15 protein-coding genes and 1 tRNA gene are annotated in these 16138 nt (G+C 62.6%); 13 read left to right on the top strand and 3 right to left on the bottom strand.

The features are described 5' to 3' along the window. Positions 1-18: 18 nt before the first annotated feature. A tRNA-Met gene (locus GGQ89_RS17505) sits at positions 19-95 on the top strand. Here GGQ89_RS17505 and GGQ89_RS17500 read toward each other — a convergent pair. Both GGQ89_RS17500 and GGQ89_RS17495 read right to left on the bottom strand, forming a co-directional pair. After that, on the bottom strand, positions 52-1707 hold the full coding sequence (locus GGQ89_RS17500) for a recombinase family protein (RefSeq protein ID WP_184106621.1): 1656 nt from the start codon (positions 1705-1707) through the stop codon (positions 52-54). The two genes, GGQ89_RS17505 and GGQ89_RS17500, sit on opposite strands and share 44 nt — an antisense overlap. Before the next feature lie 16 nt (positions 1708-1723). After that, positions 1724-1948 carry a hypothetical protein gene (locus GGQ89_RS17495; protein ID WP_184106618.1) on the bottom strand — a complete coding sequence of 75 codons (225 nt, stop codon included), beginning with the start codon at positions 1946-1948 and terminating at the stop codon, positions 1724-1726. A 413-nt stretch (positions 1949-2361) separates the two neighbouring features. Between GGQ89_RS17495 and GGQ89_RS17490 the strand changes: the two genes are divergently transcribed. The 5 genes from GGQ89_RS17490 (at position 2362) to GGQ89_RS17470 (ending at position 9181) form a co-directional block, all read left to right on the top strand. Continuing rightward, complete coding sequence (locus GGQ89_RS17490) at positions 2362-2955, top strand: DUF6088 family protein (RefSeq protein WP_184106617.1); 594 nt, start codon at positions 2362-2364, stop codon at positions 2953-2955. Beyond that, positions 2948-3985 (top strand): nucleotidyl transferase AbiEii/AbiGii toxin family protein, encoded by a 1038-nt coding sequence (locus GGQ89_RS17485; protein ID WP_184106616.1) that lies wholly within the window; start codon positions 2948-2950, stop codon positions 3983-3985. Before GGQ89_RS17490 ends, GGQ89_RS17485 begins: the two co-directional genes overlap by 8 nt. 101 nt (positions 3986-4086) lie before the next feature. Further along, positions 4087-4893: a restriction endonuclease gene (locus tag GGQ89_RS20105; RefSeq protein WP_184106615.1), complete on the top strand. Its 807-nt coding sequence runs from the start codon at positions 4087-4089 to the stop codon at positions 4891-4893. Positions 4894-4908: 15 nt separating this feature from the next. Beyond that, complete coding sequence (locus GGQ89_RS17475) at positions 4909-5688, top strand: Hachiman antiphage defense system protein HamA (protein WP_184106614.1); 780 nt, start codon at positions 4909-4911, stop codon at positions 5686-5688. After that, positions 5672-9181: a DEAD/DEAH box helicase gene (locus tag GGQ89_RS17470; RefSeq protein ID WP_184106613.1), complete on the top strand. Its 3510-nt coding sequence runs from the start codon at positions 5672-5674 to the stop codon at positions 9179-9181. The genes GGQ89_RS17475 and GGQ89_RS17470 overlap by 17 nt, the downstream gene beginning before the upstream one ends. Before the next feature lie 34 nt (positions 9182-9215). On the opposite strand, the gene GGQ89_RS17465 is transcribed toward GGQ89_RS17470, so the two are convergent. Then, positions 9216-9638, bottom strand: a complete 423-nt coding sequence (locus tag GGQ89_RS17465) for a hypothetical protein (protein ID WP_184106612.1) — start codon at positions 9636-9638, stop codon at positions 9216-9218. Positions 9639-9733: 95 nt separating this feature from the next. Between GGQ89_RS17465 and GGQ89_RS17460 the strand changes: the two genes are divergently transcribed. From GGQ89_RS17460 to GGQ89_RS17435, 7 genes are all read left to right on the top strand, one after another. Then, positions 9734-10905, top strand: a protein-coding gene (locus GGQ89_RS17460) for an IS3 family transposase (protein ID WP_113667990.1) whose coding sequence is annotated in 2 segments (ribosomal slippage) — positions 9734-9998 and positions 9998-10905 — 1173 coding nt in all. Because the reading frame shifts where the segments join, the coding sequence is not laid out codon by codon here. A gap of 112 nt (positions 10906-11017) precedes the next feature. After that, positions 11018-11317, top strand: a complete 300-nt coding sequence (locus GGQ89_RS17455; RefSeq protein WP_083821337.1) for a methyltransferase domain-containing protein — start codon at positions 11018-11020, stop codon at positions 11315-11317. 23 nt (positions 11318-11340) lie between these two features. Then, positions 11341-14157, top strand: a complete 2817-nt coding sequence (locus tag GGQ89_RS17450) for a heavy metal translocating P-type ATPase (protein ID WP_007406367.1) — start codon at positions 11341-11343, stop codon at positions 14155-14157. Positions 14158-14228: 71 nt separating this feature from the next. Further along, entirely contained in the window at positions 14229-14747 is a 519-nt protein-coding gene (gene lspA / locus GGQ89_RS17445; RefSeq protein WP_202795900.1) for a signal peptidase II, read from the top strand. An 11-nt stretch (positions 14748-14758) separates the two neighbouring features. After that, entirely contained in the window at positions 14759-15028 is a 270-nt protein-coding gene (locus tag GGQ89_RS19875) for a hypothetical protein (RefSeq protein ID WP_007406301.1), read from the top strand. Between the two features lie 30 nt (positions 15029-15058). Beyond that, positions 15059-15328, top strand: a complete 270-nt coding sequence (locus GGQ89_RS19870; protein WP_272941409.1) for an MAPEG family protein — start codon at positions 15059-15061, stop codon at positions 15326-15328. A 17-nt stretch (positions 15329-15345) separates the two neighbouring features. Further along, on the top strand, positions 15346-16098 hold the full coding sequence (locus GGQ89_RS17435) for an MBL fold metallo-hydrolase (RefSeq protein ID WP_037569559.1): 753 nt from the start codon (positions 15346-15348) through the stop codon (positions 16096-16098). Positions 16099-16138 lie beyond the last annotated feature (40 nt).

Here is a 16138-nt window from a genome sequence, read left to right as displayed (position 1 = left end):
CACCACCTTCCACAGCGTCGCGGGGTGGAGCAGCCCGGTAGCTCGTCAGGCTCATAACCTGAAGGCCGCAGGTTCAAATCCTGCCCCCGCAACCATCTTTACTTGCGACCCCGTAGCTCCAACTGCGGGGTTTTGCTTTTTGACCGAAAGCGTAAGGATTCCAGCGAGATCGCCACGAACGTCGATCTCAATCTTGCCATCGGCGGGCGTCAGGATGATGTCCTCGACGAGCGTGCGCAGGACATCCGCCGCCTCCGTGCGCCGCTCCTCGGAATCGTCCTGGAGCGTCTCGTAGAGGTGCTGAACGCGCAGCCGGTACTGCTTGGCCATCGCCGGGTGCAGAACCGGAGGCGGCTCGTCGGCGCTGGACAAGAACGTCGTGAGTTCGGCCTTCCTCGCACGCAGCTTGTCGCCGCGCTCCTTCACGTCATCGACGGACAAGGCATCCTTCAGATAGAGATCCATCAGCTTCTGCACTTCTCGGTCGATCCGAGCGATCTCAGCTTGCGCTCCATCAATGTTGGCGCGCGCCTCCATGCGCAGGCGGTTCATCTCCTGCGTATAGGCATCACAGAATTCGGCAAAGATCGCGGGATCAAGCATCCGGGTGCGGAGCGCATTGAGCACGCGGCTCTCCAACTCGTCCCTGCGGATGTTCACGCGATTGTCGCAGGTGCCTTTGTTGCGAGCCGTCGAGCAACCGATCAGCGTCGCGGAGATCGCCGAATAGCCTCCGCCACAGCAGGCGCACTTGGTCAGCCCGGAAAAGAGATATTTGGGGCGTCGGCGCGTGTTGATGAGTGCGACGCTGAATTCGCCCTTGTCATCCCGATCAATCGTGTTTCTCGCCTGACGCGCCTTCACCGCCTGCCACAGGTCGCCCTCTATGATGCGTAGCTCAGGTGCCTCCTGGACGACCCATTCCGACTCCGGGTTCGGCCGCGCCTGGCGCTTGCCCGTGTCGGGGTCCTTTACGAAGCGTTGGCGGTTCCAAACCAGCTTGCCGACATACATCTCATTGTTGAGGATGCCGGTGCCCCGCTTCGGGTTGCCATTGATCGTGCTGAACCCCCAATCACCGCCGGAAGGGGAGGGGACGCCTTCCTTGTTGAGCGCGAAGGCGATGGTCTTCGCCGACTTGCCCGCGGCATAGTCCCGGAAGATCCTCCGTACCACATTGGCCTGGACCTCGTTGATCGTCCGATCACCGCGGATGGGTTCGCCATTGCCGTCAAACTTCTTCACGACGTCATAGCCGTAGGAATTGCCGCCGCCCGACTTGCCCGCCTCGACGCGCCCGCGCTGGCCGCGGCGCGTCTTGTCCGCGAGGTCCTGCAAGAACAGCGCGTTCATCGTGCCCTTCAGCCCGACATGCAGATGCGAGACCTCACCCTCCGACAGCGTTACGATCTTCACGTCGGAATAGCTCATGCGCTTGTAGAGGCCGGCAATGTCCTGCTGATCGCGCGACAGGCGGTCCATGGCCTCTGCAAGCACGATCTGAAACCGGCCGCGTGTTGCGTCGCCGATCAGCGCCTGGATGCCAGGGCGGAGAAGCGATGCACCGGAGATGGCATGGTCGGTATATTCCTCGATGATCTGCCAGCCTTGCTTCTCGGCGTGTACGCGGCAGATGCGGAGCTGATCGGCGATCGAGGCGTCACGCTGGTTGTCCGAGGAATAGCGCGCGTAAATGGCGACTTTCATTAAACGTCTCCCGCCGTCAGGAGCCGTTCGAGCCCCGCTTGGAAATAATATCGGTCTGCGCTGCAAAGGTCTCGCGCGCCATTTGCCTGCCGAGCAGACGGGCAAGCTGGATGAGCCGAGGGTCGGGATAGCCGCGCGACGTGAAGGTCAGCTCCGGCGCATCGACGAGCATCGCTTCGAGCAGCTCTTCGCGCTCGCCTTGCGTCACTACCGCCTCTGTGTTGTGCGCGCTTGGGCTCATGCTCGTAAGAATTCATCTTACGGCCGTTGTAAGCAACTGAATGTATCGGATAGTCATCGGCGGCAAATGGGCCGGTCTGGTGCGCTCTGGCAAGTGATATAGCATGGTAGCGCGGCCTGGCGAATGGAAAATGCCGCCCATTGCCCCTTGTGTTCCTGCCGAAGGTTAAAGAAGCGCAACCTTCAAGGACCAATTTTTCATAGCGCAAGAGTCGAAGATTTTTGACTTGAACTTCGTTCATTTGCGCCAAGCCCTCCGCTCGTTACTGTCCGCTAGTATCCTATGCGTTTGGTAAACAGGAGGAGCCGCCGTCCGCTCCCATAAAGCCCTGGGGCTGCCTCTTGAATGTAGGAAAAAGATAGCTTATTTTCTGACACATGAAAACCCCGGTTGTGTCCGTTCCCGATCGTATTATGACGCATGTTCGTGCAAGCGGACGCGGCAGCGTCTTCACGCCCAGTGACTTCCTTGCTACCGCCACTCGCTCGTCCGTCGACCAGGCTCTTTCTCGGCTCGTCAAAATCGGCCAGCTTCGCCGCCTCGCGCGCGGCTTGTATGACTTTCCCAAGCTGCACCCTAAGCTCGGTGCACTCTCGCCGGCTCCCGATGACGTTGCCAAGGCGCTGGCCCGTGAGAGCGGCTCGCAGGTGCAGATTGCTGGCGCGCGGGCAGCGAATGCGCTCGGCCTCTCGACACAGGTTCCTGCTCAAAGCACTTACTTGACTGATGGTCCCTCGCGACGCGTCGTGCTGGGCAAGCGCGTTGTTGATCTTCGCCACGCGTCACCTAAGCATCTCATTGCACCCGGGAGCCCCGCTGGCACGGTGGTTCAGGCCCTTCGCCATGTCGGTCGCGTTCGCGCGGCGGACGTCGCGCAGGTTGCCGCGCAACGGCTTTCGGCCAATGACAAGAAGATGTTGGCCTCGACTGCCGTTCAAGCCCCAGCTTGGATGCGTCCGACTCTCGTCTCGATCGCCAACGCCTCGACGGCGGACATCAATGGATAAGGTTGCGCTCCTTCCCACTGATGACCGCGCGGCTCTCTTTGGAGAGACCGGTGCTACTCGCGGCATCGCCGATACGATCATCGAAAAGGACTTCTGGGTCTGCTGGAGTCTGAGGCGCTTGTTCGGTCTGCCCAAAGGCACAACTGCCAGCCTAGTCTTCAAAGGCGGGACGTCTCTCTCCAAGGCGTTCAACGCTATCCGCCGCTTTTCCGAGGACATCGACCTCTCTTTCGACCGGGCCGAACTCGGGTACGCTGGCGAACGAGACCCCGAGAGGGAAGGAATAAGCAGGAAACAAGCTTCCCGCCTGATTGAGGATCTTGTCGGCGATGTTGAGCGACACATAGCCGAGAAGCTTCTACCGGCGCTTCGTGCCGCGATCGTCGAGCAACTCGGCGAGCCGTCTGACGGCGAGTGGTCACTGGCTATAGACGGCAATGATGCGCAAACGGTCAACTTCTACTATCCGACCGCTCTGCCTGCCGCCGAGTACGACGCCATGGCCTACATTACCCCGCGGGTTAAATTTGAACTGGGCGCGCGCGGCGATCCCTGGCCGACCGAAAAAAAGATCATCCGCCCATACGCGGCGGACGACTATCCCGACTTTTTTGCCGATCCCGACACCAGCGTGACCGTGCTGTCAGCTCGGCGCACCTTCTGGGAAAAGGCGACCGCGCTCCATGCTGAAGCGCATCGCCCTGCAGAGACAGAGACCCCGCAGTATTTCTCGCGGCATTACTACGACCTGGCCATGCTCCTCGATACGGAAGAAGGCCAAGCCGCCGTTACCGATTTCGATCTCTTGGCTCAGGTGACGCAGCACAAAGCCACGTTTTTCCGCTCCGGTTGGGCCAGTTACGAAACGGCACGGCCGGGCACGCTCCGCCTTCTCCCGGACGATGCGCGCGTCAAAGACTTGCGAGCCGACTACCGGGCGATGGCGCCGATGATGTTTGACCAAAAGCCGCCGTCCTTCGATAGCATACTTGCCAAACTCGCCGCAGTTCAGCAAACAATAAACAGCTAAAGCAATGCTGCTTGACGGGGAGGTGAGATATCAGTTCGCTTCGATCAATAGACCTACGTCTTATTGACGACCTCGTTAGCTTCGTCCGGGGGGCGGGCTTTGTGCTCGATTTCTCGGACTCCAGCTTTGCGGACTTCTTCGCCTCGGAGCTCAAAGCCGACATCGACGATCCGAAATATGCGGTCAATGGTAGTTCGAAGGGCAAACGCCTTCGCTACTTCCTCCAGACCTGCGATGACGCGACTGCCGTGCGTGTCTTGGAGGCGCTATGGGAGCATCGCAGCGAGTATCTGCTTCGCTCCGGCAGCGCTGACTCTGTCCCTAATGCTGAGACACGCTACCAAAGCTTGATCACCCGCCTCTCGTGCGGGGCGGAGCCGATGCGCGGAACCTCTGGCCCGCGGTCGATTCCTGTTGATCGCGAGGAGATCGCCAAGATCAAATCGGAGCTGCTGGCGGTCACGGCTTTGGCACCGCATGCCCGCGGCTATGCATTCGAGGGCTTTCTCAAAGGCCTATTCGACGCGTCTGGCCTGGCAGCCCAGGAACCCTTCCGGTTGCGCGGCGAGCAGATCGACGGCAGCTTCCAGCTTGCAAGTGAAATTTACCTGCTTGAAGCCAAATGGCACGGTCAGCCGATGGGTGTCGCCGAGTTGCACACATTCCATGGCAAGATCGAGCAGAAGGCGGCGTGGACCCGGGGCCTCTTCGTCAGCAACAGCGGCTTCACCGAAGTCGGCCTCGCCGCCTTCGGACGCGGTAAGCGGGTCATCTGCATGGACGGCCTCGACCTTTATGAGATGCTCGATCGGGAGATACCCCTCAACCACGTTCTTGAACGCAAAGTCCGTCGTGCCGCCGAAACTGGTTCGCCGTTCATCCGCGTCCGCGACCTTTTTCCTCAATGACAGGGAGGAACGAGGATGGCGCAGTTCGATGATTGGTGCATTTCGGTCGATGAGCCGGTAGGAAGCCATTTCCGCCGGGTCATGACTGGCCAGACTGCACATCTCGCTGTCGGCATCCAGGCGACCGCAGCTATAGTGCCCGGGCACTATGCATCCGAAGAGCAGGTTGCGCGCGCACTCACTCGGCTTGGCAAGCCAGCCGCGGCCGCGTTGATTGAGAGCAAGCTCCCGACCACCAAGCAAATCCGGTCTGGCGACCTCGGTGAGATTTACGCGACAGAATGGATCGACGCCCATAGCGGTGGTTACCGCGCACCGATCAAGCGTCTGCGCTGGAAAGACCATCGCAACATGGCGATGCGGGGCGATGACGTGATCGGCATCCTCCAAGACCCCCAATCCCAACGCCTTCAGTTTCTCAAGACAGAGGCTAAGAGCCGGGCGGCGTTGACGACTCAGGTGCTGACTGAGGCCCGTGCCGGACTGGACAAGGATGGTGGACTGCCCTCGGCGCATGCGCTGCATTTTATCTCGGCTCGCTTGCTCGAGCTCAACAATCTACCCCTGGCCGATGCGATCGATGACGCGCTGCTCAAGCACGGTATTCCACCTCAGAGCGTCCGGCACCTGCTTTTTACATTTTCGGGTAATGCCCCGGACGCGATGTTGACCGCTTCCCTCCAAGCGTATCCCGGTCCTATCAATCAATGGGGCATCGGCCTGCGCGTGGAAGGACATGGTGCCTTCATCGGCGCCGTTTACGATCGAGTGATCGCCGATGCCAACAACCCCTGAAGAAATTGCAGCCGATATAGCCGAAGCGTCGACCGCCGGTTTCCGGGGCCGGCTGATCGCGCGTGGTCAGGCCCGCGCCATAATCTGGCGCGATGGCACCCTACCGGACGACGCGCCAGCATTCGCACCACAGCTCAGTTACGACTTGCATAGCTACGCCTATTCACTCCTTGGCCTTGGCCTGCGCCTACGCGAGCTTGGCGGCGATCCGACCCAAGCGCGAACGGCCTTCGAACAGGCCGCGACAGCTCTTGAAGCGGTAATGGCGAAGGGCAATCGCGAGGAGGTCGATCGTGATTTCCATTTCGTTATGGCCGCAGCCGCCTACCATCTCGCCCATCTGTCCGCGCGCGCCTATTCCCTTCTGGCGATCGTCGAGGCCGACGAGAATTTCTCTCCCGTCGAACGTGCCCTCGCGCTTTTAATGCGCCGTAACTTCGGTGCCTTGCACAGCAGCGTTCTTGACTATCGGGCCTCCGGCGAGGGGAGCGACGTGAGGATCGCCGCTGCCATCCAGGTTCGGCTTGATCAGGCTGAGGGCGCGGCGCTCGACGTGGATGGCGACGACTTCCTATTCGATGCCCTCGATACTGCGCTTATCGACTCCTTCATGGCCGCCATGTCCCTTTACCTCCTCGCGCTCGAACGCGGTGAGCGGGCGCTTGTCGATCAAGCGTTGGAACGGCTTCGCGTAAACCTAGCGATCTGCGGCGAGATGAACCTGCTGCCGCAATGGTGGGCCCATCGGGTTGCGATCCACCTCCTTTCGGACCTCTGGTCGAGCACCTTTCACGAGAGGGTTCCGCTTCAGCCAGGCGGCGAACCCGCCGCCGATTGGCAGCCGCTACGCGAACTGTTCATCGCGGTACTCCAGCGTCGTCCGAAGGCGGAGATCGACCTATGGCCGTCGCAGATCGAGGCTGCCACTCGGGCGGCAGACCAGTCCGACGATCTCGTGGTGTCACTACCGACCAGCGCCGGCAAGACCCGTATCGCCGAGCTGTGCATCCTGCGCTGCCTCGCCAGCGGAAAGCGCGTGGTGTTCGTGACGCCTTTGCGGGCCCTGTCTGCGCAAACCGAGACCACGCTGCAGCGGACCTTCGGCCCGCTGGGTAAGACCATCTCGGCCCTCTACGGCAGCATGGGCATCAGCGGCTTCGATGAGGACGCGATCCGCGAGCGCAACATCGTGGTCGCAACGCCCGAAAAGCTCGACTTCGCCCTCCGTAATGATCCGTCGCTCCTCGATGACGTCGGTCTGTTGATCTTTGATGAAGGGCATATGATCGGCCCCAACGAGCGTGAGGTCCGTTACGAGGTACAGATCCAACGGCTCCTTCGCCGCACCGATGCGCAGGAACGACGGATCGTCTGCCTTTCGGCGATCCTGCCCGAGGGCGACCAGCTCGATGACTTCGCCGCGTGGCTGCGACGCGATCACCCAGGCGGGCTGATCAAGAACGACTGGCGACCAACCCGGCTGCGGTTCGGTGAAGTGGTATGGACGTCGCCCACGGCGCGGCTCAACCTGCGGGTCGGCGACGAGCGGCCTTGGGTTCAGCGCTTTCTCACCGGCGCTGCTCCGCCTCATTGGATTCCGCCGAAGCGCCGCCGAACCCGTCTCTTTCCCGACAACCAGCGCGAACTCTGCCTGGCGACTGCTTGGCGGCTTGTCGATGATGGTCAGACGGTTCTTATATTCTGTCCGGAGCGGCGGGGCGTCGAGCCGTTCGCGGAAGTCATTGTCGATCTGCATGAGCGTGGCGCACTGCGTTCGCTCCTCGCCGCCGATCCGAACGTCCTGAACACCGCAATCGCGCTTGGCGAGGAATGGTTGGGTGCGGACAGCGCTATTTTGAAGTGCCTGCGTCTTGGCGTAGCCCTTCATCATGGCGCACTGCCCACCGCCTACCGAAAAGAGGTGGAGCGCCTTCTGCGCGAGAATGTTCTCAAGGTTACGATCTCGTCGCCAACTTTGGCGCAGGGCCTCAACCTGTCGGCAACCGCAGTAGTTATGTTCTCCCTTCACCGGGCCGGCGAGCGAATAGAGATCAGCGAGTTCAAGAACGTCATCGGCCGTGCCGGCCGCGCCTATGTCGATGTCGAGGGCATCGTTCTCTTCCCGATGTTCGACGAGATCGCCAAGAAGCGCCGCAACTGGGAAGCGCTCATTACCGATCTTGGAGCGCGCGAGATGGAAAGCGGACTTGTCCGGTTGGTCGCAGTGCTGCTGGCGCGGATGCGCGCGCGTATCGGCGGCGACCTCAACCAGCTTGTTGAGTTTGTCGTCAACAACGCGGCGGCCTGGACCTTCCCGGAAGTCGCGAACGAAAAGCCCGAGGACCGCGAACGCGCACTCGCAGATTGGGAACGGCATGTCGCAACGCTCGACACGGCAATCCTCAGCTTGATTGGCGAGAACGACATCCCCGACGAGGGCATAGAGGCGGCGCTCGACGACATCCTCCAGTCCTCACTGTGGCATCGCCGCCTGCAGCGACAAAACGAGCAGGTTCGCGAGGTGCTGAAGGCTGGCCTGTTGTCCCGTAGCCGGCTGATCTGGAGCCAATCGACGGCCTCCGGACGCCGTGGCTATTTCCTTGCAGGGGTCGGACTGACGACGGGCCACGCGCTCGACGCCATCGCGCCCGACGCAAATCTTCTCCTCATTCATGCCAATGGCGCGATCCTCGAAGGAGACACCGAGGCGGCGATCAATGCTATCACCAGCCTCGCCGAACGGGTTTTCGCCTTCTATCCCTTCGCCCCTGATCCGTTGCCGACGAACTGGCGCGACATTTTGCGCGCATGGCTGCTCGGCCAACCGCTCGCGGCGCTGGGCGCTGATCAGGCGTCTGAGGCCCTGCAATTCGTAGAGGGCGGTCTTGTTTATCGTCTACCTTGGGCGATGGAAGCAATCCGCGTCCGGGCGGCCGCTAATGGTGACACAGCAGGCGTTTTCGATTTGCCGCTTGAGGATCACGAGCTCGGCTTAGCGGTTCCTGCTGTCGAGACGGGTACGCTGCATCGTTCAGCATCGATCCTGATCCAAGCCGGTTTTAACTCCCGGCTCGCGGCGATCAAGGCTGTGACCGACACGGCCGCTACCTTCACCACTGGCCACGAGCTGCGGCAGTGGCTCAGTTCGGAAGTCGTAACTGCCTTGAGCGCTCTGCCTGAATGGCCGACAGCCGAGACGAAGGCGATATGGATGGAGTTTGCGCAGAGCTTCACCCCTGCCGAGAATCGCACCTGGGTCGATCGGCGATACTGGGCTTCGGTCAACTGGCTCGGCGCTCCCCCACCGCCCGGCACACCGGTCCAAATTCACGATTGGACTGGTCAACCCCGCGTGCTGGCGGCCGACGGATCCCCTCTTGGCACGGTTCAAGCCGCCCTAAATCCCAATCGCATTGGGCTGTTGAAGGCCAACGTGGCCACTGACCCTCACAAGATAGACATCGTTTACCTCGGACCGGCAGACATAAGCTAGCCAGCGCGGTCGAAGTAGCCGGCTTGAGCAAACCTCAGAAATCCGAAAAGTCGAGGGTCACAAGCGGCTTGCGCAGGTCGAGGCGTATGTCTGCGACATATTCGATGAAGGTGAGGTGAAAGCTGTAGCCGGATCCTGGGAAGTGGATGCGCCAATAGTAGGCCTCGCCGTGATTTTCCGGTTCGTTGAGGCTTACCAGGCCGGCCTCAGATAGAAGAGCTAGATCTCCGTCAAGGTCATCACCACGATAGATCCTGCGTAGCTTCGGATCGCTGATGCGGAAGTCGTCGGAGAAGCCGGCTGTCCTTTCATCTCTGCGCTCAACGAGAAACTTGAACACTTCGCGTGTCAGACGCGGTAGCGCGGCCAGCTTTTGACTGAGCGTGGAAATTGCCCTCTCCATCTCAGTCCTGTCGATCATCATCGAATCGACCTTTGCTGCAAAATGTGATTCCATCTTTGTGGCGTCGGAAAGTTGCGGTTTGGGAATGAGCTGCCCCCTTCTGAGTGGTCCATCGACTATTACAGTCTGGACCAAGGAAGGGACGACGAATGCCTGCGAAGAAGCACAAGCCCGAGGAGATTATCGGGAAGCTACGTGAGGTTGAGATCATGCTGGGTCAGGGCGGCACGACCGCCGAGGCCTGTCGGCGCATCGCGGTCAGCGAGCAGACCTACTACCGCTGGCGCAAGGAATATGGTGGCCTGAAGACCGATCAGGCTCGGCGGATGAAGGATCTGGAAAAGGAGAACCTGCGGCTGCGCCGGGCGATCTCGGATCTGACGCTGGACAAGCTCATCCTGCAGGAGGCAGCCAAGGGAAACTTCTGAGCCCCGCACGGCGTCGGCGCTGCATCGACCAGGTCCGGGAGGTGCTGGATGTATCCGAGCGGCGGGTGTGCCGCGTGCTCGGCCAGCACCGGTCGACGCAGCGCAAGGTGCCGTTCGGGGCAGATGACGAGCTGGCGCTCACCGAGGATATCATCGCCCTTGCCAGGCAGTACGGGCGCTACGGCTATCGCCGGGTGACGGCGCTGCTGCACGCGGCGGGTTGGTCGGTGAACCATAAACGGGTGGAACGGATCTGGCGACGCGAGGGGCTGAAGGTGCCGCAGCGCCAGCCGAAACGCGGCCGGTTATGGCTGAACGATGGCTCGTGCATCCGGTTGCGGCCGGAGTATCCGGGGCATGTCTGGGCTTACGACTTCGTCGAGGAACGCACCCATGACGGACGCAAGTTCCGCATCCTTACCATTATCGACGAGGCGAGCAGGGAGTGCCTGGCACTCGTCGTCGCGCGCCAGCTCAAACACGAAGACGTACTGGCAGCGCTGGCCGAGTTGTTCATCGAGCGTGGTCCGCCCGCGCATATCAGGTCGGACAATGGCAGTGAGTTCATCGCCGCCGCCGTCCAGACCTGGCTCAGGCAGATCGGCGTGAAGACGCTCTACATCGCCCCGGGCTCGCCATGGGAGAACGGCTACAACGAGAGCTTCAACGGCTCGCTGCGGGATGAGCTGCTGAACGGCGAGATTTTCTACACCCTCGCTGAAGCCAGGGTGCTGATCGAGGCGTGGCGGCGTCACTACAACACTGTCCGACCGCACAGCAGCCTCGGCTATCGACCACCCGCCCCGGAAGCGGCGACACCGCCATTGCCGGCCTCCGGTTCCGCTTCGCTCCACCTCCGACCGGCAATGGCGGCGGAGACGACAATGCACTAACTATCAACCCGGACCACCCGGTGGGGGCTGCTCACTGCGCAAGACGACACATCTATGAGGGACAAAGTGGCGATACCCTCAGGGTCGACGAGCTTCCACTCCGGCACTCGGTCTGCCACGTCTCACACGCCTCTACGACCTCGCGATCCGCCTGCTGACGCGGGAGCGGACCTGGCGCGGCGCCTTGCTGCGGCAGTTGGCTCCCAAGGAAGGAGAGTCGATCCTCGATGTCGGGTGCGGCACCGGCAGCTTCGCGATCATGCTCAAGCGAGCAGCGCCGGGAGCGCGGATAGTTGGCCTCGACCCCGATCCTGCGGTCCTTGCGATCGCCGCCGCCAAAGCGAGGGCGGCCGGGGTCGAGATCGAGTGGCGCGAGGGCCGACACCACATCTTTTGCTTGATCCTCCAGTGACTGAAGGAAGTAGGTGCTTTGAAATGAACGCCATCGACAACGGGAACACTCAAGCCGATCCCCGCGGCTGCACGGTCGATACGGATCGCGCGGGTGAGGAGTCAGCGCAGCACTCCGCACCGGCTCTGTTGTTCCAGGTAGACGGTCTCGATTGCAGGAACGAAGTCGCGGTTCTCAAGCGCGAGATCGGGCCGTTGGTCGGAGGCGAGGATGGGTTGGCGTTCGACACCACCAAGGGCTTGATGACGGTTGCGCCCCAGCGGCTGGCAACGGCCGATGACATCATTGATCGCATCGTTCCGACCGGAATGCGGGCCTCCCTGGTCGCCGGCTCCGGGGCTGAGATATTCCTGTACCGGGTCCACGGCCTCGACTGCAGGAACGAGGTGGCGGCCCTTACGCGGGAACTGGGTCATCTTGTCGGCGACGACAAACTCGCCTTCGACACCGAGCAGAGTTTGATGACGGTCGTGCTCCAGAATGGCGCGGACGCGAGCGCAATCGAGGAAGCGGTGGCTCGGACGGGCATGCGTGCCGAACGGTGGTCCCCGCGGAGAGTCTCGGCGAGTGCGGCCGGGCCCGCAGACCAATCGGATGACGCGGCGAACGGCGGCGGAGTTGCAGCGCAAGAGGCGCTCAGCCCGCCGCTTCCGACCCACGCGTCCGGCGAGGTCGTGTTCCGCATTCACGGCATGGATTGCGGCGACGAAGTCGCGGCATTGAAGCGCGAGGTCGCGCCGCTGGTCGGCGAAGATCGGCTCGCCTTCGACCTTATGAACGGCCGCATGACCATCGCCATCGCGCCCGACGCCGAACTGGAGGCGAGAATCGTGAAGGCCGTGGCCCGCGCGGGTATGCGCGCCGAGCCGTGGAGCGAAGGAGGGATGGGCGAGGGCGCGCAGGCCGAGGTCCGCCGCAAGCGGGTGCAAGCTTGGCTCACGGCGGCGAGCGGCCTTTTCGCAGCGCTGGGCTTCGCCATCCACGCCTGGATTGGCGGCGGCGTTATCGCTGCCTTCGAGGCCGGCGAGCATGGCGTCGCTGCAACCCCGCTGGTTAGCAAGATCCTCTATACCGCAGCGGTCATTTCGGCGGCGCGTTACGTGGCACCCAAGGCTTGGCTCGCGGCCAAGCGGCTTCGCCCCGACATGAACTTGCTGATGATGGTCGCGGTGGCCGGCGCGATCGGCATCGGCGCCTGGTTCGAGGCGGCGACCGTCTCCTTCTTCTTCGCCCTGGCGCTAGCGCTCGAGGCCTGGAGCCTCGGGCGCGCGCGGCGGGCGGTGGCCGCGCTCATGGAGCTGGCGCCGACAACGGCGAGGGTGAAGCAAGAGGACGGCTCGGAACGCGAGGTTCCCGCCGGCGAGGTCCAGGTCGGTGCGCACATCGTCATCCGGCCCGGTGACAAGGTGCCGCTCGACGGGCGGGTCGCCGCCGGCGAGAGCGAGGTCAACCAGGCGCCCATCACCGGCGAGAGCGTGCCCGTTTTCAAGGCCGAGGGCGACGACGTCTTCGCCGGCACGATTAACGGCGAGGGGGCGCTCGACGTAGTCACCACCAAGGCGGCCAACGATACGACTCTCGCGCAAATCATCCGCATGGTCGGCTCGGCGCAGAGCCGCCGCGCGCCGAGTGAGCAATGGGTCGAGAAGTTCGCGAAAATCTACACGCCAGTGGTAATGGTCCTTGCTGTCGCGGTTTTCCTTCTGCCTCCGCTGCTTATGGGCGGCGCATGGGGCGTGTGGTTCTACCGCGCGCTCGTGCTCCTCGTCATCGCCTGCCCCTGCGCGCTCGTAATCTCGACGCCGGTGACGATCGTGGCGGCGCTCGCTGGCGCCGCCAAGCAGGGTGTGCTGGTAAAGGGCGGCACCCATCTCGAGAAACCTGCGCGCCTCAAGGCGATCGCCATGGACAAGACCGGCACGCTCACCGAAGGGCGGCCGCGGGTGGTCGAGATCGTGCCGCTCGGCGGTCGCGACGAACGCGAGATCCTTGGCCTTGCCGCCGCCCTCGAAGCGCGCAGCGCCCATCCGATTGCCCACGCGATATTGGCCAGAGCCGAGGAATTGAAGATCGCCGCCGAGCCCGCCGAGGGTGTCCAGTCGATTACGGGCCGCGGAGTGACCGGCCGTATCGCCGGACGCGAACTGTGGCTCGGTTCGCGCCGCTACATCGAGGAGCGGGGGATCGGCTCGGACGAAGTTCTCGGTCTCGCCGATTCACTTTCTAGCGCGGGACGAACGATGGTCGCCGTTGGCGACGGCCAGGAAGTCTTGGGATTGATCGCAGTCGCCGACGCCATCCGGCTCAATGCCAAGGGCATCGTCGCGGACCTGCACCGCGCCGGGATTCGGCACGTGGTGATGCTCACCGGCGACAATCGCGCGACCGCCGAAACAATTGCCAAGGAAACCGGCATCGACGAGGTCCGCGCCGAGCTTCTGCCGGCCGACAAGGTTGCGGCGGTCGAGGACCTGGTCCGCCGCTATGGATCCGTTGCCATGGTTGGCGACGGAGTGAACGACGCCCCGGCCATGGGACGCGCCGATCTTGGTATTGCAATGGGCGCGATGGGGAGCGACGCGGCGATCGAGACCGCCGATGTCGCGCTCATGTCCGACGACCTGTCGAAGCTTGCCTGGCTCGTGCGTCACTCGCGCGCAACGCTTGCGATCATCCGGCAGAATGTTGGCTTCTCGATCGCCGTGAAGCTGCTGTTCACGGGCTTGACGATAGCCGGCCTCGCCTCGCTGTGGGGAGCGATCGCCGCCGACGTCGGGGCGTCTCTGCTGGTCGTTCTCAACGGTCTGCGCCTGCTCAACCGGTCAGCTGATCGCTCATGAGATTGGCCGGCAGCGCTTGAGCCTGCAAAGAGCCGCTGTTCGCGTGAGAATGCCACAAGATGGAGGACCAAGTGCTGAATAGCGGCAGTTCGAAACGCCCGAATCGCCAGACACGGCCTCATCTCGCGGCCCTGCTCGTGGCTGTCGCTGCGCTCGGGGTCGATCAGACCACCAAGCCGCTGGCGCATGCCTATGTTGAGCAGAATGGGCCCTTGGAGATCACGTCTTTTCTGACGATGACGTCGGGGTGGAATACCGGCGTCGCGTTCGGAGTAGCGGCGTTCGCTAATCCCACGATTCTCGTTGCGGTTGGACTGGCCCTGTCGGCCGTCCTTGTGGTGTTCCTGGTCAAGACCGAGTCCACGTTCGAAAAGATTGCACTCGGCATGGCGATCGGCGGGGCGCTCGCGAACGTGGTTGACCGCCTGCGCTTCGGCGCAGTTCGGGATTTCATCGATGTTCACTTGAACGACTGGCACTGGCCGGCATTCAACTTTGCCGACGTGTTCATTGTCCTGGGCCTGTTTTCGCTTCTGTTTGCCGGCCGCGAACAGCGCAGGGCAGCCGCCGAAAGGCAATCGCGCAACTAAGGAGAACCGCGATGAACAAGGCCCCGATACCGAAAGACCTCTCCGTCGCGATGGCGGGCGTCCGCCGGCAGGCGGCGTGGTCGTTCCTGCTCTGCGCGTTGGTTCTCGGAGCGGCCGTATGGTGGCTACCGCGACAGTTCGAATTCCCGACGGAGATGGCCGATCGGCTCGCCTTCGCCGCCCGGGCGAGCCTGTTTGTCGTACTCTGGGTCCTGATCGGAGTCGGCACGATTGCCAGGCTCCGCCGGAAAACCCCGCGAGACAACGCCGGATCGGCCTAGGGTCCGCCGAGCGAGCAGCTCAGGGTTCCGCTGGCCTTCCTACAGAACACGCTCGAGCAGGCGATGCTGGCGTCATTTGCCATCCTCGCGCTCGCCACCATTGAGGGCAAAGCCCCGCTCGCCTACATCGTGGGGATGGTCGCGCTGTTTGCGATCGGGCGGATCACCTTCCGGCGCGGCTATCCTCGCGGTGCGCCCGGCAGGGCGTTCGGCATCGTGACGACCCTGCTGCCGACTTATGGTGCGTTCGCCTGGGTGGTCTTCGACATGATCGCCGGCCTGTTTCAAGATGGCATGTAGGCGAGAGGTCCGATCGAATGATCTTTCGTCAACTCTTCGAGTCGGAGTCGTCCACCTACACGTATCTGCTCGGGTGCCCAGACACTCGCCAAGCGGTGCTTCTCGACCCCGTGATTGAGACCATGGAGCGTGACCTCGCCGCGTTGCACGAACTCGGTCTCACGCTTGCCTATTCGCTTGAGACCCACATTCACGCCGACCACATCACCTCTGCGTGCTGGCTGCGCAGCCTCACGGGATGCAAGGTAGCCTATCCGGAGATGGACGGCCTACCCTGCGCCGACGTCGGCGTGAGCGAGATCAATCCGCTCAAAGTCGGCAGCCTCGTCATCCAGCCCCGATTCACCCCAGGCCACACCGACGCGCACCACAGCTACCTTGTCGAACTGCCAGGCAGTCTCCGCGCTTTCACCGGTGACGCACTGCTCATCGACGGCTGCGGGCGCACCGATTTCCAGAATGGCGACGCGAAGACGCTGTACCGATCGATCCATGAAAAGATCTTCACGCTCCCCGGCGACACGCTCGTTTTCCCGGCCCATGACTATCAGCAGCGGCATGTCAGCACGGTCGAGCAGGAACGGGATCGTAACCCGCGGCTCGGCGGCGGCAAGACCTTTGATGAGTTTGTCGCGATCATGGCTAACCTCGATCTGCCCTACCCGAAGAAGATCGACGTCGCGGTGCCCGCGAACAGGCTCTGCGGAGCCTGCCCCGAAGAAACGGCGGGTCTGATCGAAGACCCGCCCGGTCCATCGGTCCAAGGCTGATCGGTTCAGGGGCAGGCTATGCGGTTCGTCCCTCGGAAGA

The organism is Sphingomonas yabuuchiae (assembly GCF_014199595.1).
Taxonomy (GTDB): domain Bacteria; phylum Pseudomonadota; class Alphaproteobacteria; order Sphingomonadales; family Sphingomonadaceae; genus Sphingomonas; species Sphingomonas yabuuchiae.
This window is presented reverse-complemented; position numbering and strand designations above follow the sequence as displayed.